Source organism: Photobacterium sagamiensis (assembly GCF_050337085.1).
GTDB lineage: Bacteria > Pseudomonadota > Gammaproteobacteria > Enterobacterales > Vibrionaceae > Photobacterium > Photobacterium sagamiensis.
The window spans coordinates 18,309-45,017 of record NZ_JAKJSP010000018.1 but is presented as its reverse complement, the minus strand read 5'-3'; the positions used below and the strand labels follow the sequence as shown (position 1 = coordinate 45,017).

22 protein-coding genes are annotated in these 26,709 nt (G+C 46.6%); 11 read left to right on the top strand and 11 right to left on the bottom strand.

Annotated features, from left to right (window positions below; all coding sequences use genetic code 11):
- The first annotated feature begins 18 nt into the window (after positions 1–18).
- Complete coding sequence (gene hldE / locus L4D76_RS08215) at positions 19–1,449, top strand: bifunctional D-glycero-beta-D-manno-heptose-7-phosphate kinase/D-glycero-beta-D-manno-heptose 1-phosphate adenylyltransferase HldE (RefSeq protein ID WP_428440431.1); 1,431 nt, start codon at positions 19–21, stop codon at positions 1,447–1,449.
- Between the two features lie 100 nt (positions 1,450–1,549).
- Here hldE and tolC read toward each other — a convergent pair whose 3' ends face one another.
- Complete coding sequence (tolC, locus tag L4D76_RS08210; protein ID WP_428440430.1) at positions 1,550–2,833, bottom strand: outer membrane channel protein TolC; 1,284 nt, start codon at positions 2,831–2,833, stop codon at positions 1,550–1,552.
- A gap of 292 nt (positions 2,834–3,125) precedes the next feature.
- Between tolC and nudF the strand changes: the two genes are divergently transcribed.
- The 8 genes from nudF to idi all read left to right on the top strand — a co-directional run bounded on the left by nudF (position 3,126) and on the right by idi (position 11,741).
- On the top strand, positions 3,126–3,776 hold the full coding sequence (nudF, locus tag L4D76_RS08205) for an ADP-ribose diphosphatase (protein WP_428440429.1): 651 nt from the start codon (positions 3,126–3,128) through the stop codon (positions 3,774–3,776).
- Positions 3,773–4,201, top strand: a complete 429-nt coding sequence (locus tag L4D76_RS08200) for a DUF1249 family protein (protein ID WP_428440428.1) — start codon at positions 3,773–3,775, stop codon at positions 4,199–4,201. The genes nudF and L4D76_RS08200 overlap by 4 nt, the downstream gene beginning before the upstream one ends.
- Positions 4,202–4,263: 62 nt before the next feature.
- Positions 4,264–5,088: a 3',5'-cyclic-AMP phosphodiesterase gene (gene cpdA, locus L4D76_RS08195; protein ID WP_428440427.1), complete on the top strand. Its 825-nt coding sequence runs from the start codon at positions 4,264–4,266 to the stop codon at positions 5,086–5,088.
- Positions 5,089–5,667 (top strand): esterase YqiA, encoded by a 579-nt coding sequence (gene yqiA / locus L4D76_RS08190; protein WP_428440426.1) that lies wholly within the window; start codon positions 5,089–5,091, stop codon positions 5,665–5,667. It abuts the gene before it with no gap.
- Positions 5,668–5,847: 180 nt separating this feature from the next.
- The gene (gene parE / locus L4D76_RS08185) at positions 5,848–7,731 is read left to right on the top strand and encodes a DNA topoisomerase IV subunit B (RefSeq protein ID WP_428440524.1); all 1,884 of its coding nucleotides are present in this window, start codon (positions 5,848–5,850) and stop codon (positions 7,729–7,731) included.
- A gap of 126 nt (positions 7,732–7,857) precedes the next feature.
- Positions 7,858–10,128, top strand: a complete 2,271-nt coding sequence (gene parC, locus L4D76_RS08180) for a DNA topoisomerase IV subunit A (RefSeq protein WP_428440425.1) — start codon at positions 7,858–7,860, stop codon at positions 10,126–10,128.
- Between the two features lie 222 nt (positions 10,129–10,350).
- Positions 10,351–11,073, top strand: coding sequence for a 1-acylglycerol-3-phosphate O-acyltransferase (locus tag L4D76_RS08175; RefSeq protein WP_428440424.1), 723 nt, complete (start codon positions 10,351–10,353; stop codon positions 11,071–11,073).
- Positions 11,074–11,213: 140 nt separating this feature from the next.
- The gene (gene idi / locus L4D76_RS08170; protein ID WP_428440423.1) at positions 11,214–11,741 is read left to right on the top strand and encodes an isopentenyl-diphosphate Delta-isomerase; all 528 of its coding nucleotides are present in this window, start codon (positions 11,214–11,216) and stop codon (positions 11,739–11,741) included.
- A gap of 59 nt (positions 11,742–11,800) precedes the next feature.
- On the opposite strand, the gene L4D76_RS08165 is transcribed toward idi, so the two are convergent.
- From L4D76_RS08165 to L4D76_RS08125, 9 genes are all read right to left on the bottom strand, one after another.
- A complete protein-coding gene (locus tag L4D76_RS08165; protein ID WP_318926281.1) occupies positions 11,801–12,187 on the bottom strand; it encodes a RidA family protein in 387 nt (128 codons plus the stop codon).
- 166 nt (positions 12,188–12,353) lie between these two features.
- Entirely contained in the window at positions 12,354–12,836 is a 483-nt protein-coding gene (locus L4D76_RS08160) for an arginine repressor (RefSeq protein ID WP_428440523.1), read from the bottom strand.
- Between the two features lie 167 nt (positions 12,837–13,003).
- Positions 13,004–13,873, bottom strand: a complete 870-nt coding sequence (locus tag L4D76_RS08155) for a S1 family peptidase (protein WP_428440422.1) — start codon at positions 13,871–13,873, stop codon at positions 13,004–13,006.
- Positions 13,874–14,090: 217 nt separating this feature from the next.
- A complete protein-coding gene (pyrI, locus tag L4D76_RS08150) occupies positions 14,091–14,552 on the bottom strand; it encodes an aspartate carbamoyltransferase regulatory subunit (protein ID WP_428440421.1) in 462 nt (153 codons plus the stop codon).
- A gap of 16 nt (positions 14,553–14,568) precedes the next feature.
- On the bottom strand, positions 14,569–15,498 hold the full coding sequence (gene pyrB, locus L4D76_RS08145) for an aspartate carbamoyltransferase (protein WP_428440420.1): 930 nt from the start codon (positions 15,496–15,498) through the stop codon (positions 14,569–14,571).
- Between the two features lie 535 nt (positions 15,499–16,033).
- Positions 16,034–17,044, bottom strand: a complete 1,011-nt coding sequence (locus L4D76_RS08140) for an ornithine carbamoyltransferase (protein WP_428440419.1) — start codon at positions 17,042–17,044, stop codon at positions 16,034–16,036.
- A gap of 125 nt (positions 17,045–17,169) precedes the next feature.
- Positions 17,170–18,081, bottom strand: a complete 912-nt coding sequence (gene arcC, locus L4D76_RS08135) for a carbamate kinase (protein ID WP_428440418.1) — start codon at positions 18,079–18,081, stop codon at positions 17,170–17,172.
- 89 nt (positions 18,082–18,170) lie between these two features.
- Positions 18,171–19,391 (bottom strand): arginine deiminase, encoded by a 1,221-nt coding sequence (gene arcA, locus L4D76_RS08130; protein ID WP_428440417.1) that lies wholly within the window; start codon positions 19,389–19,391, stop codon positions 18,171–18,173.
- Positions 19,392–20,376: 985 nt separating this feature from the next.
- Entirely contained in the window at positions 20,377–21,822 is a 1,446-nt protein-coding gene (locus L4D76_RS08125) for a YfcC family protein (protein WP_428440416.1), read from the bottom strand.
- A gap of 752 nt (positions 21,823–22,574) precedes the next feature.
- On the opposite strand from L4D76_RS08125, the gene rraB reads away from it, so the two are divergent.
- Positions 22,575–22,979 (top strand): ribonuclease E inhibitor RraB, encoded by a 405-nt coding sequence (gene rraB, locus L4D76_RS08120; RefSeq protein ID WP_428440415.1) that lies wholly within the window; start codon positions 22,575–22,577, stop codon positions 22,977–22,979.
- A 212-nt stretch (positions 22,980–23,191) separates the two neighbouring features.
- Positions 23,192–25,630: a beta-mannosidase gene (locus tag L4D76_RS08115; RefSeq protein WP_428440414.1), complete on the top strand. Its 2,439-nt coding sequence runs from the start codon at positions 23,192–23,194 to the stop codon at positions 25,628–25,630.
- Between the two features lie 20 nt (positions 25,631–25,650).
- Here L4D76_RS08115 and L4D76_RS08110 read toward each other — a convergent pair whose 3' ends face one another.
- Positions 25,651–26,556: a bifunctional helix-turn-helix transcriptional regulator/GNAT family N-acetyltransferase gene (locus L4D76_RS08110; protein WP_428440413.1), complete on the bottom strand. Its 906-nt coding sequence runs from the start codon at positions 26,554–26,556 to the stop codon at positions 25,651–25,653.
- Positions 26,557–26,709: the final 153 nt, after the last annotated feature.

Sequence of the window (26,709 nt, the reverse complement as noted above, 5' to 3'; positions counted from 1 at the left end):
ACTATCCCGGAGATAAAAATGAAACTGACTCTTCCTGATTATGATCAAGCTGATGTGCTGGTTGTTGGTGATGTCATGCTGGATCGTTATTGGTATGGGCCAACCGGACGAATTTCGCCGGAAGCGCCGGTGCCGATTGTAAAGGTTGAGCAGGTTGAAGAGCGTCCTGGTGGAGCGGCTAATGTGGCGATGAATATTGCTGCGCTGGGGGGCCATGCGCGTTTAGTCGGGCTGACCGGGATTGATGAAGCGGCTAAGGCATTAACAGAAAAGCTATCTTCGCTGGATGTGCGCTGTGACTTTGTGTCATTACCTGAATATCCGACGATCACCAAATTGCGCGTGATGAGCCGTGGTCAGCAGTTAATTCGGCTTGATTTTGAAGAAGGCTTCCACAATGTGGATGCCGACAAGATTTTACCGCGACTGAAGCAATCTCTGCCTCATGCAAAAGTGGTCATTTTATCGGRTTATGCCAAAGGTGCCCTTGAGCATATTCGTGTAATGATTGAACTTGCCCATGAAGCGGGGGTACCGGTACTCATTGATCCTAAAGGTGCTGACTTTGAGCGTTACCGCGGTGCAACCCTGCTGACGCCAAATCTCTCAGAGTTTGAAACCGTGGCCGGCAAAGTGCGCAGCGAAGAAGAGTTAGTTGAAAAAGGCCTGGCCTTGATTGACCGGTTCGATCTCGATGCGCTGCTGGTAACGCGTAGTGAGCACGGCATGACGTTGCTGCAAAAAGATCAGGAGCCCCTGCATATGCCGACCCAGGCTCAGGAAGTTTATGATGTGACTGGGGCTGGCGACACGGTGATCTCCGTGTTAGCGGCATCACTGGCGGCGGGTAAATCGTTGTCTGATGCATGTAAGCTGGCTAACGCAGCTGCGGGTGTTGTGGTGGCGAAGCTGGGTACCTCAACCCTTTCAACGATTGAATTAACTGATGCGATCTATGGCAGCCAGGATACGGGGTTTGGTGTGGTGGCCGAGCAGCAGTTGCAATTGGCGGTGGAAGCGGCAAAACGGCGCGGCGAGAAAGTCGTGATGACCAATGGTTGCTTCGACATTCTGCATGCCGGTCATGTGGCTTATTTAAATGAGGCCGCCAAATTGGGCGATCGCCTGATTGTTGCCGTGAACTCAGATTCATCGGTGCAGGCATTGAAAGGCCCGGGTCGTCCGGTCAATCCGGAAGATCGCCGGATGGCGGTATTGGCCGGATTAGGGGCTGTTGACTGGGTTGTTCCCTTCACGGAAGAAACGCCACAACGTTTAATCAGCGAGATCCTGCCAACGCTGCTGGTAAAAGGTGGTGACTACAAGCCGGAAGAGATTGCTGGCGGTAAAGAAGTGATTGCCGCTGGTGGAGAAGTTCGGGTGCTGAATTTTGAAGATGGCTGTTCTACCACCGAGATTATTGAATCGATCCGTGGCGGACGAGGATAAGTGCTTTTCAAGATATCGTCATAAAAAAAGCGCCAGATAATGGCGCTTTTTTACATTTTACCTGACGTCGTGCTTATTCATGGCCACGACGATCCGATTATTATTTACTGTTTATCAAGCCTACATTGATATCGATGATGTCTTGCTCATTGAGCGAACCAACGGCCTGCTTAAGCTGTATCTGATTTAAAATGTAATCATAACGCGCATTAGCCAGCTGGCGGTTAGCATCGTAAAGTCGACGGGTTGAGTCTAATACGTCAACAATAGTACGCGTACCGACATCAAAACCGGCTTCTGTCGCTTCCAGTGCGGACTGGGCAGAAATTACCGATTGCTGATAAGCTCGTACAGAACCGATCGATGCATTGATATTGTTATAAAACGCACGGACATCTTTTACGACGCTGCGGTATGAACCTTCCAGATCTTCGCTGGCCGATATGTAGTTAAACTGTGCTTGTTTCACTTCAGAGGTTGTTCTGCCACCGGTATAAACAGGCAGGTTAAGGTTAATACCTGCGGTAACAGTCCCTTCATCGTTAAATGAATTGAGTTCATTGTAATCATAGCCAGCATCGAACGACAGGGTAGGCAGATGGCCGGATTCCGCCAGTGAAATGCTATCACGCGCAATATCTTGTGAAATTCGCGCGGTTAACAGTGTCAGGTTTTCGTTCTCGGCATCTTTTAGCAGATCCAGAACACCGGTTTGCGGAGCACTGGTGGAGAAACGTGCGGTATCCAGGATGTTGATCTCTTTATATTCCTGGCCTGTGATTTCACGTAGTTCTTCATAGCTGTTAGTCAGCGCATTTTCTTTGATGATTTCATCGGCTAATACGTTGTCGTATTGCGCCTGAGCATCATGCACGTCGGTGATTGCAGATAAACCGACTTCAAAGCGTTGTTTGGTTTGCTCTAGCTGGCGGCCAACAGCCGCTTTTTCTGCGCGAATAAATTCCAGATCATCCATCCGTTTCAGGACATCAAAGTAAGAGTTTACAACACGCAGAATCAAAGCTTGTTGCGATACCGCATAAGTTGAATCACTCTGGCGAGCAACCTTTTCGGCGATGTCTAAGTTAATCCAGCTGGAACGGTTATAGATAGACTGACTCAGGCCCAGGCCACCGTTAAAGCCATCTTGATCACCATCAATACGGGCTACGTTATAGCCTGCGGTTAAGTTAATCTGTGGCAGTAGTGCACTACGAGACGAGTTAATTGCTTCAAAGGCTGCATCTTTATCTGCGGCAGCTCTTAATAGCTGAGGGTCGTTTTGTTTTGCTTGTTGGTAGATATCAGCGAGATCATCAGCCAGTGCTGCCTGGCTTAAAGCGCCAAGCGCAACGCTGATAATGAGCGGAAGCAATTTTTTCATGGATGACTTTCCTGATCCTGACAATAAAATGGGTGCAAATAATGAGTGTACCTTAAGATACCTTGCTTGAAACTGATCGCAACGCAGTTTTATGCATTATTTCGCTGAAAGTTTAATCATATGTAATTGTAATCTATATATTACGTTGCTTATTTAAGCATCTCTTGATTGTAATCCATCCAGTTGGCGATATGGACTTAAAATAAATCATAACATTTATCAAAAAAGTTGAATTTGATCATTGCTGTTGGCCCTTTTGAATGAAAAAATACGGCTAAATGGAGATCACTGCATGAGTAACAAGATGCCTGCGGGCCTTGATGGTATTGTGTATAGCAAAGATGATGTCGATATTTTGTCGACTGAAATGTTATATCAAGGCTTTTTTAGGATGGTAAAGTACCGCTTTCGTCACCGGTTATTTGCCGGCGGCTGGAGTAAGACGCTGGAGCGTGAAATGTTTGAACGCGGACATGCGGCGGCCTTGCTTCCTTATGATCCCGTCCTGGATAAAGTGGTACTGGTTGAACAATTCAGAGTTGGTGCGATGGCGGCGGATTGCGCCCCCTGGCAGCTGGAAATTGTGGCTGGCATTATTGAACCTGACGAATCCGCCCAGGACGTGGTGCGTCGTGAAGCTGTCGAAGAGGCCGGCCTGAAGGTGACAGATTTAGATAAAGTCACCCGTTACCTCTCCAGTTCCGGCGGTTGTTCAGAGGTGCTGGATGTGTTTGTCGGTTGTATTGATAGCACCGGAGCACAAGGTATTCATGGCCTCGAAGAAGAAGGCGAAGATATTCGTGTTCATGTCGTGACACGCCAACAGGCATACCAGTGGGTTGAATCAGGTAAAATAGAGAATGCGGCTTCGATCATTGCGCTACAATGGTTGCAGTTAAACTATTCTCGATTACAAATCCAGTGGTCTAAGGACACCGATTGAATAAAAGATACACCGTTGATCTTGCTGGTCTCATGCGATTATATGAAACCAACTATGCGAAGTTGCTTCCATTACTGCCAAAAAATGATGCGGTAGGAGATGAGTGCGCATATCAGGTTTTTGAGCATGAATACAGACTGAAAATTATTGAGTCAACCCGTTATACGACGGTGATATGTTTGTGGCAGCACAACACTGGTGATGTAGCAGAATACTTAATCCCCCAGCTCACCGTTCGGTTGTACCACGATGCCAGAGTGGCAGAAGTGTGTAGCGCCCAACAGATTTCGAGACTTAAGCCAAGGTATGATTATCCGAATTTACGGATGTGCCAAAAAGACGAGAAACATCAGGTTAATCGCTTTTTGGGAGACTGGCTGGCATATTGCCTAAAAAATGGGATCAGTAAACAGTCGGTTTGTTAAACAGCGACAGAAGTATGCTGAACTAATTAGATTTGAATTTAATAGACAAGGTTTTTGACGTTTTGCAGACGTATTCGCTGCCACAAACAAACCCGGATAGTGTGGCTCTACTCCAGATCACCGACACCCATCTATTTGCTGATGAAGCAGGTAGCTTATTGGGCGTGGTGACGAAAGATAGTTTTCATGCAGTATTGAATGCTGTAGACGCGGCTGCACGCCCGTTTGATGCGATTGTGGCAACGGGTGATATTTCACAAGACCACAGTCAAGTTTCTTATCAGCATTTTGCTGGCGGTATTGCGCGCTGGCCACAGCCGTGCTTCTGGTTACCTGGTAATCATGATTTTCAGCCCAGCATGCAGACGGTGCTGCCTTCGGCGCAAATTAAGTCATGTGAGCAAGTGCTGGCCGGAGATTACTGGCAAGTGATTTTGCTTGATAGCCAGGTGCCAGGTGTTCCTCACGGTGAGTTAAGCGAAGCGCAACTTGCGATGCTGGATCAGGCGCTGGCAGCTTATCCGGATCGCCATGCGCTGGTATTATTGCATCACCATCCATTGGCCGCCGGCAGTACCTGGCTTGATCAGCATCAGCTGCATAATAATGATCCCTTCTGGCAGGTGATTGGCAAATACCCGAAGGTCAGCACGATACTGTGTGGCCATATTCATCAGGAATTAGATCGTACTTATCGTGGGGTGCGGGTGCTCGCCACACCATCGACTTGTATCCAGTTTTTGCCTGATTCCAGTGATTTTGCCCTGGATAAAATCACCCCGGGTTGGCGTTACCTGGAATTAACCCGTGACGGGCAGCTAAATACTGCGGTATCGCGTTTACAAGGTAATTGCTTTACCCCCGAATTTGATGCTGCAGGTTATTAAATGAAACCTTTGTTACTTTACATCCATGGGTTTAACAGTTCACCTCAGTCACTGAAAGCCAGAGTGATGGCAGATTACTGCCAGCAACATCGTCCTGATATTCGCGTCGTGATCCCGCAAATGCCGTGCTATCCTGCCCAGGCTGCAATGTTCATTGACGAATTAGTGAGTGAGCTGAAACAAGAATACAAAATTGGGCTGGTTGGCAGTTCGCTGGGCGGGTATATATCAACGTGGTTGAATAGCCGTTATCAATTACCCGCTGTTTTGGTGAACCCTGCAGTGAAGCCTTATGAGCTGCTGGTTGAGTATCTGGGAGAGCAAGTTAATCCTTATACCAATGAGAAATACTGGCTTGAACCACAGCATATGGACGATTTAAAAGCCATGGATGTTCAGCAGGTCACACACCCTGAACTCTTCTGGTTATTACAGCAAATGGGCGATGAAGTGCTGGACTATCGTCAGGCTGTGACGAAATATTACGCCTGTAAACAGACGCTGGAGCCTGATGGTGACCATAGTTTTGTTGATTTTGAACGCTTTCCTGCCGACGTTATTCAATTCCTTGGGTTGTGATCAGACCCTAGGGGTGTAACCTGCTACTTATTTAAGGCTATAACCGGACATTGAGGGGATAACCCGGCAATTAAGGCTATAACCGACTCACAATTGTGGGTCTTACCGTTGACCTCAGCTTGACAACCGGGCTGGGGTTACTGACTATTGTTGCAAAAATTTCTAGTAACCTTCCGTGATATGACAGAGAAAAGCTATAACGCCGGAGCCATTGAGGTTCTGAATGGCCTTGAGCCAGTACAACGCCGTCCCGGGATGTACACCGATACGGTGCGACCAAACCACCTGGGCCAAGAAGTAATTGATAACAGTGTCGATGAGGCACTGGCTGGCCACGCCCGTAAAGTAGAAGTCATCCTTCATGCTGATCAGTCGTTGGAAGTGATCGATGATGGCCGTGGTATGCCCGTAGATATCCACCCTGTCGAAGGGGTGTCTGGGGTAGAGCTTATCTTATGTAAGCTGCATGCCGGCGGTAAGTTTTCGGGTGATAACTATCAGTTTTCTGGTGGCTTGCACGGGGTAGGTATTTCAGTGGTTAACGCCCTGTCTACTCGCGTTGAAGTGTCAGTAAAACGTGATGGTCAGATTTACGATATCGCTTTTGAAAATGGCGATAAAGTCTCCGAGCTGGAAGTGGTCGGCACCTGTGGCCGCCGCGCCAAAGGGACCCGTGTTCATTTCTGGCCGGATGCTAAATACTTCGATAGCGCTAAATTTTCGGTTACCCGTTTGAAAAGCGTTCTTAAGGCGAAGGCGGTACTCTGTCCGGGGCTTGAGATCGTCTTTACCGATAAAGTGAACAGTGAAACCATTCGCTGGTGTTACGAAGATGGCTTGAACGATTACCTGGCCGAAGGGGTTAAAGGTTACACCTTGCTGCCGGAAGAACCGTTTACCGGTGCCTTCCGCGGCCAGACAGAAGCGGCCGACTGGGCATTGTTGTGGTTACCCGAAGGTGGTGAACTGATCGCTGAAAGCTACGTTAACCTGATCCCAACCGTTCAAGGCGGTACCCACGTTAATGGCCTGCGTCAGGGCTTATTAGATGCAATGCGCGAGTTCTGTGAATTCCGCAACTTGCTGCCGCGAGGGGTGAAGCTGACTGCCGATGATATCTGGGACCGTTGTGCCTATGTGTTATCAGTCAAAATGCAGGATCCGCAATTTGCCGGCCAGACCAAAGAGCGCTTGTCGTCCCGCCAGTGTGCGGCTTTTGTGTCTGGCGTCATTAAAGATGCTTTCAGCCTGTGGCTGAATGAACGGCCGCAACTTGCAGAGCAGCTGGCCGAAGTCTGTATTGCCAATGCGCATCGCCGAATGCGTGCCAGTAAGAAAGTGGTCCGTAAAAAAATTGCATCCGGCCCGGCCTTGCCGGGTAAGTTAGCGGACTGCTCGCAGCAGGATCTTAACCGCACGGAGCTTTTCTTAGTCGAAGGTGACTCGGCTGGCGGTTCAGCCAAACAGGCTCGCGATCGTATGTATCAAGCGATTATGCCATTGCGCGGCAAGATCCTAAATACCTGGGAAGTGTCTGCCGATCAGGTACTGGCATCGCAAGAAGTTCACGATATTTCCGTGGCATTGGGGATCGACCCTGATTGTGATGATTTAAGTGGTTTACGTTACGGTAAAATCTGTGTCTTAGCCGATGCGGACTCCGATGGTCTGCATATCGCAACGCTTCTATGCGCGTTGTTCATGAAGCATTTTGAAGCGCTGGTTCGTGCTGGCCATGTCTATATTGCCATGCCCCCATTGTATCGTATCGATTTAGCCAAAGAAGTTTACTACGCGCTAGATGAAGCTGAAAAGAACGGCATCTTGGATCGCCTCAGTAGCAAGCGTGGCAAAGTGAACGTCCAGCGATTCAAAGGACTGGGTGAGATGAACCCATTGCAGCTACGTGAAACCACAATGGATCCCAACACACGCCGTCTGGTTCAGTTGACCATTGATGATGATCAGCAGACTAATGAAATGATGGACATGTTACTCGGTAAGAAGCGCGCCGAAGACCGTCGTCACTGGTTGCAAGATAAAGGCGATATGGCTGAAGTCTAATTCAATTAGGCGATTTACGAATTACGTATCTGCTATATACAGAATATGCACAAGATTGAGTTTGATGGCTGTTTGCCTGAGCGAACAGCTATTAACAACGAAAAATATTAAACGGATTACCCCACGATGACTGATGTCTCAATGGATGGCGTTGAACAGCTTCCGTTACGGAAGTTTACCGAAGACGCTTATTTGAATTACTCCATGTACGTAATCATGGATCGTGCCTTACCTTTTATTGGTGATGGCCTTAAGCCGGTACAGCGCCGTATTATTTACGCGATGTCAGAGCTGGGTTTATCGGCAACGGCAAAATACAAGAAATCAGCACGTACTGTTGGTGACGTATTGGGTAAGTTCCACCCGCATGGTGATTCAGCGTGTTATGAAGCCATGGTCTTGATGGCTCAGCCATTTTCATACCGTTATCCGCTGGTTGATGGTCAAGGCAACTGGGGGGCGCCCGATGATCCTAAATCATTTGCGGCCATGCGTTATACCGAATCTCGTTTGTCACGTTTCTCTGAAGTCCTGCTGAGTGAATTAGGCCAGGGAACCGCTGACTGGGTGCCAAACTTTGATGGCACCATGAATGAGCCGAAAATGCTGCCGGCGCGTCTGCCGCATATCCTGTTGAACGGGATCACCGGTATTGCGGTGGGTATGGCAACGGATATTCCGCCGCATAATGCGCGGGAAGTGGCAAGTGCTGCGGTGCATTTGCTTGAAAATCCGAAAGCGGATCTTGACGACGTGATGGAATTTGTCAAAGGTCCGGATTATCCGACGGAAGCTGAGATCATCACGCCGAGTCATGATCTGAAGAAAATATACCAAAGCGGTCGTGGCAGCATTCGGATGCGTGCGATATGGCACAAAGAGAATTGCGATATCGTTATTACGGCTTTGCCACATCAAGTCTCTGGTGCCAAGTTATTGGAACAAATTGCCAACCAGATGCGGGCGAAGAAGCTGCCGATGGTTGAAGATCTGCGTGATGAATCCGATCACGAAAATCCAACCCGTATTGTTATCGTACCACGCTCTAACCGTATTGATTGCGAGCAGTTGATGAACCACCTGTTTGCCTCAACGGATTTGGAAAAGAGTTTTCGGGTTAACCTGAATATGTTGGGGCTTGATGGCCGTCCGCGAGTAAAAGGGTTGCTGCAAATTATCAATGAATGGCTGGTATTCCGCCGTTCAACGGTACGTCGCCGTTTGCAGTACCGTTTGGATAAAGTGACTGCGCGTATACATATTCTTGAAGGTCTGCTTGCGGCTTATCTCAATATCGATGAAGTGATTGAAATCATCCGCAATGAAGACGATCCGAAAGCCGAGCTGATGTCGCGCTTTGAATTGAGTGTGATCCAGGCTGATGCCATTTTAGAGATCAAACTTCGCCAGTTAGCAAAACTGGAAGAGATCAAGATCCGTGGCGAGCAAGATGAACTGGCTAAAGAGCGAGATCATCTAGAGAAGCTATTAGGCTCTGAGCGCCGTTTAAGCACGTTGATTAAGAAAGAAATTCAAGCGGATGCCGAGAAGTATGGCGATGATCGTCGTTCGCCACTCGTTGAGCGTGCAGAAGCAAAAGCCCTGACCGAACGTGACTTGATCCCAAGTGAAGCGATTACGGTTGTGTTGTCTGAAAAAGGCTGGATCCGTCATGCTAAAGGTCATGATGTTGATCCAAGCAGCTTGAGTTATAAATCCGGTGATAATTATCTCGCCCATGCGCGTGGTAAGAGTAACCTGCCGGCTATTTTGATTGGTTCGGATGGTCGAAGCTATGCGCTTGAATCTCACAGCTTGCCTTCTGCGCGGAGCCAGGGGGAGCCTGTGACAGGGCGCCTGAACTTAACACCAGGTACGAATATGCGTCAGGTGTTAATGGCTGAAGATGAGCAGATGTGGTTAATGGGCTCTGATGCGGGGTACGGCTTCATTTGTAAGAGCACTGATATGGTATCGAAAAATAAGAGCGGTAAAGCGCTGTTAACGGTACCTGAGAACTCTGCGGTGATGCCACCCCAGCCAATATTTGATTTAAATAATGATGAAATTTTGGCTATCACCAATGAAGGGCGAATGTTGTTGTTCGCAATTAAAGATTTACCCCAGTTAGGTAAAGGCAAGGGCAATAAAATTATCAACATTCCAGCGGCTCGCTCTAAATCTCGTGAAGAGTTCTTGTCGCAATTAGTCGTATTGCCACAAGGATGCCAAGTGACGTTACATGCCGGTAAGCGCAAGCTTGGCTTGAAACAGACCGATCTTGATAACTTCCGTGGCGAGCGTGGGCGCCGGGGTACGATGTTGCCGCGTGGTCTTCAGCGCGTGACCCGACTCGAAGTGACATCAAATGCGCAACCGTCAGGTGATACTGAATAATTCTACTCAGGATAGTTGTTCCGATTGGTATAAGCGATCGTTCTGAAAGTATGCGTATTTTACAGGCCCTCCTATACGGAGGGTTTGTTGTTTCTGCCGATTGGTATAATCGCTTTAGGATTGTGAGAGCGACGAAGTTTACGTTCAATATATACACATAATTGATGTAATTTCTCTTTGCCTGAGTATACTAGCGAACGCTTGTACGCTGAGGAGAGCTCCATGATATTTTTATTGCGCGTTGTAGCTGTCGCAATTTTTGCTGTATTCATGTTTGTCTTTGGTTGCGGCTACTGCTTATTAAGCCCGCGCAACCCGAAAAACGTTTATACCGTTGGCCGTCTTTTTTGCAAGATGTCACGCATCTTGGGAATGAAACTGGAATTTCGTTTTGCCGAAGGGGCTGAAGATGTAGGAGCCAGCATCTATGTTGCTAACCATCAGAATTCCTATGATCTGTTTACGGTCTCTGGTGCCATCATGCCCCGTACTGTAACGGTAGGTAAAAAAAGCTTGATTTGGATGCCGCTGTTTGGACAGCTTTACTGGATCACGGGCAATATTTTGATTGACCGTGCGAGCCGTAGTAGATCTGTGGGAACAATCGGTCAGATCGTAGAGAAGATCAAGCAACTTCAGGTCTCGGTATGGATGTTTCCTGAAGGTACCCGTTCACGTGGCCGCGGTTTGCTGCCATTTAAAACCGGTGCCTTTCATGCCGCGATTGGTGCCGGTGTGCCTGTCGTGCCGATTGTTTGTAGCTCGACAGAAAATGTAAAAATGAACCGTTGGGATAATGGCGTGGTGATCGTTGAAGTGATGCCGCCAGTATCCACCGAAGGCCTATCGAAAGAAGACGTGCGCGAGCTGTCGAATAAATGTCGTACTATGATGGAAGATAAACTTGCCCAATTGAATGCCGAAGTGGCAAAGCGTTCAGCATAAAACCAGCTTACATCGTTAAAATAAAACGAACTAGCGAGCACTATGCATTGAACCATTGCTATAAAGTGCCACTATTAAATAAGGACATGTTAAACACATGTCCTTTTTATTTTTTATATTGTGTAGAAGATAGATAAGCAATGATTGAAGAGCTGGTTGTATTAGTCGATCCGCAAGGTCAGGTGCAAGGCGTGCAGGAAAAAATGCAAGCGCATCGTGAAGGTGCACTGCATTTGGCTTTTTCTGTTTTGTTGTATCGTGAAACGGCAGAAGGAAGAGAGTTTCTAATGCACCAGCGAGCGTTGGGTAAATATCACAGTGGTGGCTTGTGGACCAATACGTGCTGTTCACACCCAAGGCTTAGTGAAACACTAGAGCAAGCTGGGTTACGACGTTTAGAAGAAGAAATGGGTATTACCGGTATTACTCAGTTACATGATATTGCAAGCTTTGTTTATCATGCCGAGTTGGATAACCAGCTGACTGAACACGAACTGGATCATGTATTGGTCGCCAATATTAAAACAATAGAGATAGCGCCAAATCTGAACGAAGTGATGGCTTATCGCTGGTGGTCACAAACAGAATTAGAGCAAGCATTAGCGACGGATCCTCAGCGATTTACGGCCTGGTTTCCGCAGGTGCTAAAGCATGTTATTCATCATTGATGGGTTCAGGCTGATAAAAAAAGCTGCCAGAGGCAGCTTTTTTTGAACCTGAAACCGGATTACTTGCGTACCGCAATGGCTTCGATTTCGATTTTTACATCTTTAGGCAGACGTGCGACTTCAACACATGAACGTGCCGGGTAAGGGGCGTTGTGCTCATCGAAGAACTTACCATACACTTCATTTACGGTGGCAAAGTCATTGAGATCTTTTACAAAGACGGTCATTTTAACGATGTCAGCAACTTTTAGGCCTGAAGACTCAACAACCGCTTTTACATTGTCCAGTGACTGACGAGCTTGTTCTGCGATAGCTTCAGCGACTTCCCCTGTAACCGGGTTCACTGGGATCTGGCCGGAAGTCAAAACCATGTTGCCGAGATCAACGCCTTGAACATAAGGGCCGATAGCGGCTGGAGCCTGATCAGTATGTAGAACTTGAGTCATTGATTATCCTTACTAAGTCATTCACAACGTGAGTAGTCATGCCAGTCATCAATGCTGGCGTCCTAGTTTGCAGCGCAACGCCTTGCAGGTCAAAGGTTTTGATGCCGCAGTGTCATGGCACATTTCAAAGAGAAAAGTGTGATGTCCAGAACTTGCTGATACCCGATTAAAAGGGTATCCCCAGTCGTGCCTTGACGACCTTCTCGCACTCTTCAATCCGGTTGATATCTTTAGGGGCAACCATTACCGTATCGTTGCCACCGACAGTCCCTAAAATCTCATCATGGGGCTGGATATCGATAAGGCGGGCGACTAGCTGTGCGCCACCAGGATGGGTTTTTACCACGACAACCAGTTGGTTATGGGTAATGAATTCAATTTGTGACGCAATGGATGAGCCAACCTGTACGGGTTCATTTTCAACAGTCAGGCAATATACTTTTTTGCCATAGGCATTAGGAACCTTCGCAACCCCAAGGCGAGAGAGCAGGCGAGATACCGTTGACTGGCTGACATCGTCGTAACCGAGCGCAATGAGCTGGTGGCGAATATCATCTTGGGTGGTAAAGCTTTGCTGTTGCAGTAGGCGTTTACATGCAGTCATGATGCTTTCATCTAGAACTGCCGCCGCATCTATCGCACCGTGCATATCGTATCCATTCACGGGCAACTCCTTATTATTGGGTATAAAGATCGTATCGTTATTGTTTTATGGCACAGTAATTATGCAAGCGTTGCATAATTCTGCATAAGAATAATAACAGTAACTCAAATGGGGTAATTTGACCCCTGTCACCAAATAATAACCTGGTGAAATTACCAATAAGAAGGATTATATCCCATTTCATTTGTGAGATATTTATTGTTGGTTTTATCGGGCCTTATACTGGACTGAGACGGTATTGCCTGAGCCACTTGGGGCTCTGGCGAACAAGTTTTTTGCTGGTTTAACTGACTGACATAAGGGGAGACTTTTACGTCAGCCAGCTCAGGGGTGGCATAAGAGGTATCGATACCAAGCTGTTTGAGCCAGTCAAAAATTAAGGTGGCAGGAATGAATTGGCTATAACGCTCGGCAGGACGCAAGTTGCTGAGATCTTCCGGGTTATGCACAATCGCAACGGTAATGCCGACGATCTCGCCAGCCTCATTGAATATGGGCCCGCCACTCATTCCTGACATCACTGGTGCATCGCTTAATGAATACAGACAGTCGGTATTGGTATCGATGATATCCTGCAGGTATTTCCCCTCTCCTTTGATGCTGCTACCCAGTAAAGAGTGGCCTTCGTGGGTGACCTTCTGATCGGGAAAGATTAGCCCCCAGCGAGGCACATGCCTGGAAGAGGTGCGTATTAAGGACAGATCACAATACGGGTGGTGAATAACATCGAGATCCCATGACAAGCGGGCAACGTGCTTGGCGGTAATGTGGTAGCGATTGTTGACGGGTACAGATGAGCCAAACCCGCCCAGCAATAAGGGCACCCCAATGACCACTAATTGATTGGCATTATTCGATGGCGTCTGGCTGATCTGGCCATTGCTCATGATACATCCGGTAACGGTAGCGGCAATGCATACGGTAGCCAGCATGCGTGCGGTTAGTGTATTGCAGGCCCATTTATACCAGGAGAAAAGACCGCACCAAGACAAAGAGATGGGAAAGCGAATAAATAACTTCATGCCACAGTCCTTTGAAAAGACTTGGTTCAGCGTTCGTTGTGATAGGGGCTGAATCAGGTATTTTTAGAAGTGATAATTTAAAGGTAGAAGTAGCTTTCGGATAAAGAGTGTCTTAGGTATGAGAAAAGAAAGCCTGCTCATTACTGAGCAGGCTTTCTTATTATTAACGCGGTAAAACCCGGTGTTAAGGCATATGTGCAGTACGACGTTACGGGTCTTAGTTTCGCTCAGTGACGATTTCACGTGAGAAGACTTTCTCGCAGTATTTACACTTCAGCTGTACATCCTCTTTCTTAGCGGTAACAGTAAAACTACTGTCAACTGGCTCATTATGCGTAATGCAGTTGCTATTCGGGCATTTGAAAATCGCATTGATTTTCTCTGGTAGCGACAGCGTCAGCTTTTTAACAACCTCATAATCTTCAATTTGATTGACGGTTGCGTTAGGCGCATACAAGGCAAGCTGGTTAGCCTGATCTTCACTGATGAAGATGTTTTCAATCTTGATCAGATCTTTAGCACCCAATGCTGAAGATGGCAGGTTAAGCCCGACAGTCACACGCTGGTTGGTTTTGTGCATCTGGAACAGTTTAAGCACTTTGATACCCACATTTGCGGGAATATGATCGATAACAGAACCATTTTTAATTGCTTCAACCTGTTGAGTTTCCTTAGTCATTGCTGTCATCTCCTGCTTAAAGTTGTTCGTTCAGTACAAGTGCCAGTAGTGCTTCACGCGCGTAAACACCGTTTTCTGCTTGCTGGAAGTAGTAAGCGTGCTTGGTTTTATCTACGTCGACGGTAATTTCATCTACACGAGGCAATGGGTGCAATACCTTCAGGTTGTCACGAGCTTCAGCCAGCATGGGTGCCGTCAGGATGTAAGCGGCCTTCATGTGCGCGTACTCTGATTCGTCAAAACGTTCTTTCTGAACGCGAGTCATGTACAGGACATCCAGCTGAGGGAGCACCTCTTCCATAGTGGCATGAAGGCTGTAGTTGATGCCGGCTTGGTCTAATTCTTCGCAAATGTAATCAGGCATTGCCAAGATTTCAGGTGCAACAAAGAAGAAGTTGATGTTGCTAAACTTCGATAGCGCTTGGGTCAGTGAATGTACTGTACGGCCATACTTCAGATCTCCCACGAAAGCGACATTCAGGTTATCTAATCGCCCTTGAGTTTCGAAGATAGAGAACAGATCTAACAGCGTTTGAGTTGGGTGTTGGTTTGCACCGTCGCCGCCGTTGACAATCGGGACACCGTTAGAGAATTCGGAGGCCAGACGTGCGGCGCCTTCTTGCGGGTGACGCATGACAAAAGCATCAACGTAAGAAGAAATCACCTGCACTGAGTCAGCCAGTGTTTCCCCTTTCTTCGCCAGGGATGTGTTACCGCCGTTATCAAACCCAATAACAGTGCCGCCCAGGCGTTGTACTGCTGTTTCGAAAGAAAGGCGAGTACGTGTTGATGGCTCAAAGAAACAGCTCGCCACGACTTTATTTTTAAGTAGTTCTGGATTTGGCTCTGCTTTTAACTTTCCAGCAGTTTCAACAATAAGTTCAAGTTCACTTCGGTTTAATTCCGGAATGGAGATGATGTGTTTTTGAAACAACGAGTTCGCCATGGCTTCTCTTCCCTATAATAGATAACTGATAGAAATGTTTTTAAACCTTTTCTGGTGCGCTTTCATTCAATGTATTCATTGAATGTAATGTCTGCCAGATAAACGTTTAAAGTTGTCGGCTCTCACGCAAAAAGCAGACAAAAAAAAGCCCCCTTAAAAAAGGAGGCTCTTTTTAAAAAAATTGAAAAAACAGAAAAATAAAACCACCGCCGATTTTCGACGATAGTGAGTCAAGTTGTGCTTAACTGCCTGGTTCATTTTTTATCTCTGTTTTGACAAATTGCGAAGGATTATACGCCCATTTCCTGTGAGCGCAAGCGTTTGCGTGAACTATTCATTTTGTGGGATTTTATGCAGTTAGGGTGGGGGTGCTCTTGTCGCTGTGGTGGTAATAACTTGCTGAAAAATAAGTTTTTTTGGTTTTTATTTGTTTGGTGCTAATCGGTAGAAATGCAAATGCCACCCCGGAGGATGGCATTAATTATAAGAGCTTAAAGGGTTTCTACGTCGAATCTTTAAAACTCAAGAGAGTCGATTACTGACCTAATGTTGCTACCATGATTGCTTTGATAGTGTGCAGACGGTTTTCAGCTTCATCGAATACGACAGAGTGCTTAGACTCAATCACTTCGTTTGTTACTTCAACGCCGTCTTTTAGTTCTGGGTATTCTTGAGCAAGCTCTTTACCAACAACAGTGTCTTCACCGTGGAATGCAGGTAGGCAGTGCATGAATTTAACATGTGGGTTGCCAGTTGCTTTTAGCATTTCCATGTTTACTTGGTAAGGCATCATTAGGTTGATACGCTCAGCCCATGCTTCTTTCGCTTCACCCATTGATACCCATACGTCAGTGTATAGGAAATCACAACCTTGAACGCCTTCTTGAACGTCTTCAGTTACTGTGATTTTCGCGCCAGTTTCTTCAGCGATAGCGCGACATTGAGCAACTAGCTCTTCTTCWGGCCAAAATGCTTTAGGAGCAACYAGRCGGATGTCCATACCCATTTTCGCAGCACCAACCATTAGAGAGTTACCCATGTTGTTGCGTGCATCACCTAGGTAAGCGAAAGTCATTTCATGCAGTTGCTTGCCACGGCCGTGCTCTTGCATAGTTAGGAAGTCAGCAAGAATTTGAGTTGGGTGGAACTCGTCAGTYAGGCCATTCCATACTGGAACACCAGCGTAAGCGCCAAGATCTTCAACGATTTCTTGACCGAAGCCACGGTATTCAATGCCATCGTACATACGGCCAAGAACGCGTGCAGTATCTTTCATTGACTCTTTGTAACCGATTTGAGAACCAGMTGGGCCCAAGTAAGTTACGTTAGCGCCTTGGTCATATGCAGCAACTTCAAATGCACAACGAGTACGAGTTGACGCTTTTTCAAAGATAAGCGCAATGTTCTTACCCGTTAGGCGAGGCTGCTCGTAACCGTTGTACTTCGCTTTTTTCAACTCAGCTGCTAGTTCTAGCATGTGCTGAATTTCACGTGGAGTGAAGTCTAGTAATTTTAGGAAGTTACGGTTGCGAAGGTTAAAAGCCATGATGTTTTCCTCTTAAGAATCGGTATCACTGGCCGACGCGCTGTCTCTGTTATGACGATGCGAGGTGTCGGCCTGTATTATGTATTGTTTATCGTATTATCGGGTCYTTGTGAATAACTATTCTGTTATTCCGCGATAATATTTGTGCCAGCTTCACCTTTAAGGATGCGTATACCCGCTTCCAGTGAGCCAATACCAACTAATTTGCCGCCTTGGTTGATGAACTCGCAAGAGGCATCAATTTTTGGACCCATAGAGCCCGCATCAAAAGCGTATTGCGCTAATTCGCCTGGGGTCGTGTTACGCAGTGCTTTCTGCGTTGGTTTACCCCAATCGAGGAACACTGCATCTGCATCGGTAAGGATTAACAGTGCGTCGGCATTAAGCTGTTTTGCTAAGAAAGCTGCTGACATGTCTTTGTCAATTACCGCTTCTACGCCAACTAATTTACCGTTTTCTTTCTTCACCGGGATACCGCCGCCGCCTGTACAGATCACTAAGTGCTGTTGGTTAATTAAGGCTGTGATAGCGTCATCTTCAATAATGCCAGTTGGTTGTGGGCTTGGTACGACACGACGGAAGTACTCACCATCTGGTTTTACTGTCCAGTGGTATTTCTCTGCCAATTCGCGTGCTTCTGCTTCATTGTAAACAGGGCCGATAGGCTTWGTTGGGTCAGCAAATGCTGGATCGTTTGGATCAACACTCATTTGCGTAAGCATGCAAGATACATTCTGCTCTGGCAGAAGGTTTTTCAGTTCTTGCATTAAGATGTAACCGATCATGCCTTGGGTTTGTGAACCCAGTACATCAAGTGGGTATGGACTTACTTTTTTGTATTCCAAACCTTGCAGTGCCAGTAAGCCAACTTGTGGGCCATTACCGTGTACCAACACTACGTTATATTCTTTTGCAATTTCTGCGATAGATTTTGCTGCCGTAGCAATGTTCTGACGCTGGATATCTGCTTCTAATGGCTCGCCGCGACGTAGTAGGGCATTACCACCAAGTGCAACAACAACAGTTTGCTTGGTCATGGGGATCGTCTCTCTTGGTTTTATTTCTTATTGGCCGATATTTATTGATACCGGCCATATTGTGTGGTGTCAGGTATTAGTCGTTAGACTTAGATACCATCACGTTCGATTGGGCAGCTCATGCAGCGAGCACCACCACGACCACGGCCTAGTTCGTCACCTGGGATAGGTAGAACTGTGATGCCTGCTTTGTCGTATTTCTCGTTGGTGTAAGTGTTACGTTCGTAACCAATTACAACACCAGGTTTCACAGTCAGAACGTTGTTCGCATCGTTCCACTGCTCACGTTCTGCTTCGAAGCTGTCACCACCAGTAGTGATAAGGTTCAATTGACCTACACCCAGTGCTTTTTCGATTGCAGTAACGAAGTAACCTTCTTCTTTAACATTTACTGCGCCAGACTCATCACCTGTTAGGCTCCAGCATTGAACGTCTTTACGTACAACTTCTGGGTAAACAGAGAAAGTATCTTCACGCATGTGTGTCATTACAGTATCTAAGTGCATGCAAGAGCGGTGCTTAGGAAGCTGCATAGCAATAACTTGCTTCGCTTCACCGTGTTTGAATAGGCTAGATGCCAGCTGCTCAACACCTTGTGGGGTTGTACGCTCAGACATACCGATAAGTACCGCGCCCTTACCGATAACCAGTACGTCGCCGCCTTCGATAGTCGAGTTGTCATAGCTCTTCTCTTCATCACCAAAGTACTTGATGAAGTCTTCGCCAGCGAAGATTGGGTGCCAACGGTAGATTGCACGTAGGTGGTTTGTTTCACGCTGACGAGCAGCTTTAGCCATTGGGTTGATAGAGACACCGCCGTAAACCCAGCAAGAGGTATCACGGGTAAACAGGTGGTTTGGTAATGGTTCGATAACGAAATCTGTTGACTCGTGTATACCCTGCATCATTGAAGATGACTGAACAGGTAGCTCAGCATAGCTTAGACCGCCAAGTAGGATTGAAGCGAGTTCTTGGTTTGGAAGGTCAGCTAGGAAGCAACGTACATCATTTGCGAAAGCTGAACCTAAACGGTAGTCAGAAACTTGTGACGTTAGCAACCATTCTTTTGCTTCTTTTACAGTAAGAGTGTCAGCTAACATATCGTGTAGTAGGAATACTTCTACACCTTGCTCGCGAAGTGTATTTGCGAATACATCATGTTCTTCGCCAGCACGTTCAACTGCTAATACATCATCAAATAATAACTCGTGGCAGTTAGAAGGTGTTAGGTGAGTTAGCGCACGCTCTGGACGGTGGATAAGAACGCGGCGTAATTGACCTACTTCAGAACCTACATAGAACTTACTCATGATCGTATCTCTCTATTTTTATGCCAACGTAATATCGTTAGCTTTATTTATTTTGTCCCGAAGATATCAAAGTATTTATTTAATTCTTCGCTTCGTTTCTGGGGTTAATTCTACTCTTAAGCTAATTGTAGTCTAAGATCTTTGTCACACTTTACTTATTAATGTGACAACCTAAAGCGTCGGTTTTATTAACATTATTCATGCATTCGTAGGTGATTTTCACGAATGGGTTTTTATGTATACCCATTACCTTTAAAGTTATTTTGGTGTTATTAAGCTGCTGATTTTAAAGGGATCTTGTTTGTTTGTTGAAATTTTATTCAAAAATATTCAGGTTGTTCATTTACGCTAAAATCAATCTTATGCAATTTAACTGGTTGTCTATCTAAATAAACAGTAGTTGTTAATGGAATAGTAACGAAACTTTTTCTTTTTATTTTTTATTTGATTGGTTTTGTACTTTTAATACATGAGTTTTTTAGGTGTTATTAATATTTTCGTGGTTTGGGTTTTATATTGTTAAGTTGTTTTTGGTAATGGCTTAAATAACATTGACATGAAAACAATGAAGGAGTTAACAATTATTTTAATTGTGCAATGAAGAAGATTGTCATTACCATGAAATTGAAATTAGTTTTGCGCGGCTTTAGAAAAGCATAAATTCGAGCAGAACGACAACCAGAGGTAAATACTGACTACTGATATCCCCAAACCACCTCAAGATAGAATCATTATTCACTCAAATGGCAGCCTTGACTAAAAGCCAATGAATTATCGCTGAACTCTGCATCTTGAGGTGGTTTGGGGATAGGGTGGCGTACAAAAAAAGGTAAACAGTGGTTCGGGATAAAATAGAGAACTGATCTGGCTGAGGGCAGGCTAGGAGAAAGGAGAGTTTAGCGATCTATTTTGGAAATACAGGGAGTTAAGAAATAACAAAACCGCCTGCCGGCGGTTTTGTTAGAGGGGGAAATCTAGCCGAAGGTTAGATCATTGCACCCACACTTAGCATTGCCATGATCAGTACAGTCAGAATACCAAGTAGTGGCGCTACCCATTTCACCCAGCGTACATAAGGAACGCGTGCGATAGCGAGGCCACCCATAACGACTGCTGAGGTTGGGGTCACTAGGTTTACGATACCTGAAGCAGACTGGTATGCAGTGACAACCAAGTCGCGTCCAACACCTGCAAAGTCAGCTAGCGGTGCCATAATTGGCATAGTCAGTACCGCTAAACCTGAAGATGAAGGAACCAGGAATGACAGCACAATTTCAAGCCAGTACATCACGTTGATGAATACGATTGATGACAGACCGGTGACAGCTTGTTCGGCAGCGAAGAGGATGGAATCGGTGATCATACCGCGGTCCATGATAACCACGATACCACGAGCAATACCGATGATCAGTGCCACACCTAATAGGTCGCGGGCACCGTCGATGAAGCTGGATGTTAGCTCTTCCTCACTCATTCGTGCAATTAAGCCGATGATGATAGCCGATGCCAGGAACATGCCTGAGATTTCAGCCATCCACCATCCTGCAATCGCAACACCGTAGATCATGATGCCAAAAGAAGCGGCGAAAATAGCCAGGATGATTTTACGAGTCGTAGTGAATTCCAGCATTTCACCTGAGCGGTTACCCAGGAAGTGTGACTGGTTTTCTTCGTACTTGTCATAAACGATGGATTTGGTCTTGTCAGCACGGACCATTTTTGCATAACGCATCACGTAACCGACACAGATCAACCAACCGATAGCCAGCATACCAACACGCAGTAAGATCCCGTCAGTGAATGGAATACCTGCCGCGTTAGCCGCAATAACCGTTGCAAATGGGTTGATGGTTGAGCCAAGCGTGCCGATACCAGCACCCAGTAGAATAGTTGCCGCGGCGACAACCGGATCAAAGCGTGCTGCCAGCATCACCGGAACAAGCAAGGTGTAGAAAGGTAGCGATTCCTCTGCCATACCATAGATAGTACCGCCTGCGGCAAACAGTGCCATCAGGATCGGGATCATTAACTCTTCGCGACCTTGCAGGCGAGCCGTAACGCGCTCGATACCGGCATCGATTGCCCCTGTCTTGGTAACTAAACCGAGGAAACCACCAATCACTAGGATGAATAGTGATACGTCGATGGCTGCTGCTTCATACGAGTTATGATCATAGAAGCCGTCAATCGGTGCCAGCAGAATGTCGACTACGCCCTGAGGGTTGTTTTCGACGGATTGATAAGTTCCCGTAACAGGTACTTCTCTACCTAGCTCTTCATTCATCACCCGGTCGTATTGACCGGCGGGAACTATCCAGGTAAGTAACGCCACGACGGCGATGAGAGCAAATAAAATGGTGTAGGCGGAAGGGAATTTGAAGTTGGCAAAAAAGCCACCTTTTGCTTCCTTGGTTACCGTTTGAGTCGTCATAATTGTCTCCTTGCACCCTATGCTTAATTTCTGCATTCAGGTGTGATCCAGCACGCCAGGTTTGGAATTTGGCGTAAAAGGGTTTGCTAAGCCATGGGCTCAGTAAAAGTGTTCTTGGATGTAAAGGTGGTTAGGGTTTGTTGTACCCTATGGGCTCGGTGATGCAGCGTAGCTGCTCTGCCTTCGATTCGGCATAGAATGTATTCATGATCGTATCTCTCTTAATTTTTTATCTCTTGCTCAGTAGTCATTGCTGCCGAGTCTGTTGTTGTTTTACGCCACGATTTTAGACTGCTAGTGGCTACATAACCTTGGCGTTGTTCACACTTTTCAGGGCCGTCATCCCCCTAAAGAATCACTGGATTTCGGCCTTGAGGGTATTTTTCGCCAATAACTGGGTGAATATGTTTTTATGGGGTGCTGAAAAGTAATCGGTATTATGCATTAGTAATAATTAGCATGAATGACTAACCCTTGAGGATAACTTGGCTTATCACCAATTAGAAAGTGTCTAAACCGCGTGCTTATGCGTTTATTGCTGTAAAACCCGCACCTGGGAAATACGGTGAAACTGCATACGCGGGAATATTATTCACTCAGTTTATGAGTGAGTGTGTTGTTGTTCAGCAGTGAAAATCACACTCAACTTTGATAAAGGTCAATTTTCTCTGGCCATGAGACTAACATATGGTAATTACAGCCAAACCATGCGATATTTGCGTGAAAATTTATTCCATAGGTGGAGTTACCCCATGTCTTATGCAGAACTGATTGAAGAGCAAAAGGAAGAAACCCGCGATATTATTGCAGCTTTGCTGGAAGATGGCAGCGAGTCTGAAGCTCTTTATACCATTGAGCACCACTTCTCAGCAGACACTTTTGCTGAGCTGGAAGGCGCCGCGGTAGAAGCATTCAAAATGGGTTTTGAAGTGCTGGAAGCAGAAGAGCTGGAGCTGGCCCCTGAAGATGGTGGCGGTAAAGTTGTGTGTTTTGATGCCGTTATGGAATCAGCACTTAACGCCGAGTTAATTGATGAGCAGGCTGAAAAGCTGATTGCATTGGCAGAAAAGCACAGCATTGATTACGACGGCTGGGGTACTTACTTCGAATCTGGCGAAGATGATGAAGATGACGAAGATGAGCCTGAAGAAGAATAAGCCTAATCGGTAATTTAAAAAAGTCGGCAGAGGCCGGCTTTTTTTGTTTTTGCCAATAAAGAATAGAGAAAAGTTTTAATTCGATCACAGAGATACAATTGAAACATTTTATTGCGTAATATCTTGCGCTTAGCCGCTACAGCAGCTTTTTTCCGCCTTAATATATCGCCGTAATTACTTAATGATATTGGTATTAATTCCTGGAGCTAGCGATGGCGATCTCACTCAATGGTCAGTGGTTACTGACCTGTGTACAGCGTTCTTCAATTTCTGATATACCTGTTTCCTTGCCCGGTGATGTGCATTCAGCCCTGCTTAACGCTGGAATTATCTCCGATCCTTACTGGGCAGTTAATGAAGCGAAAGTGCAATGGGTTAGCCAGTGTGACTGGATTGTCTGCCGAAGCTTTGAACTGACGGCTGATGAGCTAGCCTGCAATGCAATGGACTTGGTGCTGGATAACCTTGATACCGTTGCCGAAATCCGGATCAATGGCCATACCATTGCCGATTTCAGCAACATGTTCATGCGCCATAAAGTCGATATTTTGTCTTATTTGCGTGTGGGTGCTAACCGAATTGAAATTGTGTTGCATCGGGCCGATCTGGCGGCTCAGTCACGAGCCGAAAAATTACCGTTTCCTGTGCCGTGGGCGGAAGGAAATAACCAAATCCCGCATATGAATACGATCCGTAAAACCCAGTGCCATACAGGCTGGGACTGGGGGATTTGTCTGTCGGTGATGGGCGTATATGGTGATATTGAACTGCAACCAATCCAGCATGTACGGATCAGCCACGTCAGTACCAGGCAAAAGTGGCAGGAGTGGCGTTGTGAGGTTGAGGTTACCCTGCACTATGAAGCCGTGGCAAACTCAGGGCTGGCTTCAGCCTCCGTTACCTTCGATGAGCAAACTTATCACTTAACCTTAGATCGTAAAGCGAAGCAGGCGACAGTGCTGTTTCGGATTGATCGTCCTAAACGCTGGTGGCCGGCAGGCTATGGCAAGCAGCGTTTATATGAGCTGGAAGTATTAGCCGATGGCCATCAAATCCATAAAAAAATCGGGTTGCGTAAATTAGAGTTGTGTACCGATGACGATGACATCGGGCAGGGCATGGTGTTTAAGGTCAATGATGTGCCGATCAGTGCCAAAGGGGCTAACTGGATCCCGATGGATGCTCTGCCAAGCCGAATGAACAATCAACGTTACCGCCAGTTACTTGAAGATGCCGTTGCCGCTAATATGAATATGCTCCGCGTCTGGGGCGGTGGCATGTATGAAAAAGATATCTTCTATCAACTCTGTGACGAACTTGGGTTGCTGGTCTGGCAAGATCTGATGTTTGCGTGTGCACTTTACCCTGCCACCCCTGATTTTATTGCTGAAGTAAAAGAAGAAGTACAGTGGCAGGTAAGGCGATTGAAAGATCATCCGTCATTGGCATTGTGGTGTGGTGATAATGAAGTGATCGGTGCGATTGGCTGGTACCCGGAATCACGTCAGAACCGTGAAAAATATGTGGTCAATTATGATCGCTTGAACCGGGCACTGGCTGAGGTGGTGAACATTGAAGATCCTGATCGCCGTTTCTGGGCAAGCTCTCCGTGTAATGGCGAACTTGACTTCGGTGATGCCTGGCATGATGACCACCGCGGTGATATGCATTACTGGGATGTGTGGCATTCCGGTAAAGATCTGGACGCCTATCGGAAGGTTAAACCCCGTTTCTGCTCCGAGTTTGGTTTTCAATCGTGGCCATCATTGCCGTCAGTGCGGACATTTGTGCCAGAAAAAGACTGGAACATCACCTCCCCTAGTTTTGAATCGCATCAAAAGAATAGCCGCGGTAACTCGATCATTACTGAGATGTTTACCCGTTATTTCCGTTTTCCGATCGGCTTTGCCAATATGTTGTATTTAAGCCAGGTACAGCAGGCACTGGCGATAAAAACGGCCAGTGAATTCTGGCGGGCACAAAAGCCGGTGAATAGAGGGATCTTATACTGGCAGCTCAATGATTGCTGGCCAGTCAGCTCGTGGTCATCGCTGGAATACAGTGGTCGCTGGAAACAGCTTCATTATCATGCCAGACGTTTCTTTGCGCCTCAGCTGGCGACCTTTGTCCCGAATGATGAGGGGATCGACCTTCACCTGATTAATGACAGCCGCAAGAGTGCTGAACTGAAAGGGGAAGTGATATGGCAAAGCTGGCAGGGCGAAATCCTCTATCGGGAGCCGGTGAATACCTATCTAGAGCCTGATGAAAACGTCGTTACCTGGCAGTGGCTGACGGAAGATCTTGAGGGGCATGAAGCTGATGGATTTTTCCATGTCCATCTGACATGTGGTCAGGAAGTGATTGAAAATACTTACTTGCCGCTAAGGCCGAAACAGTGTGAGCTGGCCGAACCGGAGCTACGCTATGAAGTGGCTGAGATCCACGGCCAGCTGTTTGTCATGATCACTTGTAGCAAGCCCGCATTTTTTGTCCACCTGGAATATGCTGGTGATGGCCGATTTGAAGATTCCAGCTTTACCTTGGTACCGGAACATCAAAAGCAGGTGAAATACCTGGGGCCGGCAACCTACGATGAGCTGGTGGCGGGTTTAACCATCTATCATCTTTACCAAAGTTATCAGGCATAAAACAGCCCCTAATACGCATGCTAAAAACTCTTTAGCATGCGCACTTCGCAGGCATCATGGCCTGTATTGCCCATGGCGTGTGGAATATGCACAAACCCCAATGATTCGTACAAAGCAATTGCTTCGATAAGATTGGCCGTTGTTTCAAGGTAGCAGCCTTTATAGCCTTGTAGCCTTGCAAATTTCAGCGCTTTAACTGCAAGGGCCCGTGCTAACCCTTTACCGCGTAATTCGGTTAAGAAATACATTTTTTGCAACTCACACAAGTTATCTGATCCTGCTAGAGGGCTGATACCACCGCCCCCTAAAATACGGTTATTTTTTTCGATCACCCAATATTGGCAGTTAGCCGCTTTATAGGCATCATTCATGCTGTCTAATGTTGGATCTGCAACACCATAGCCTTTGTCGGCAGTAAGCCCATACTCCGCTGAAACGCGTCGAACGACGGCTGCAACCGATGCGTTATCAAGAGGTTGGATAGGGCGAATGTGGTGATCGTATTGTTTCTCGACGGCATGAATTGCTTTGGTGTAACGGGTAAGGCTCTGTTTAAGTTGAGCAACCTCATCAACGTCCATCTGATCAAGAATGGTCTGTACATGAGAGTTTAACTGGGTGTGAAGCGCTGTGAGTGTTTCTCTGCCACTTTCAGTGAGTTGAGATAATTGGCTTCGTTTATCATCAGGGTTTGGTGTGGTGGTGACTAAATCTAAATTGAGCAGTATCGCTAAGGTGCGGCTGGCATTTGATTTATCGACTTTTAATCTTTCAGCCATTTGATTCACAGTGCAGGGCGCTTGTTCTAACTCAATCAAGGTATGTGCTTGAACGGGTGTCAGCTTCATGCTGCCACAATGGCTATTGAATAAACCAAGCTGACGTACGAGCTGGCGAGAAAGTTGACGCAGTTGCTGTGGTTGCATTGTGACTTCTTCTTTGTTGTGGTGTGCAACTAAATTTAATTGTGGTTCGCAACAAAGTCAATGGTTAGTTTTGTTGGCTAGTAAGTGAGGGGCGAGTTTCGAGTTCCTAGATGCGAGTGGCTAGGAAGAGCGGGAAGGGCGGACCTATGGTCC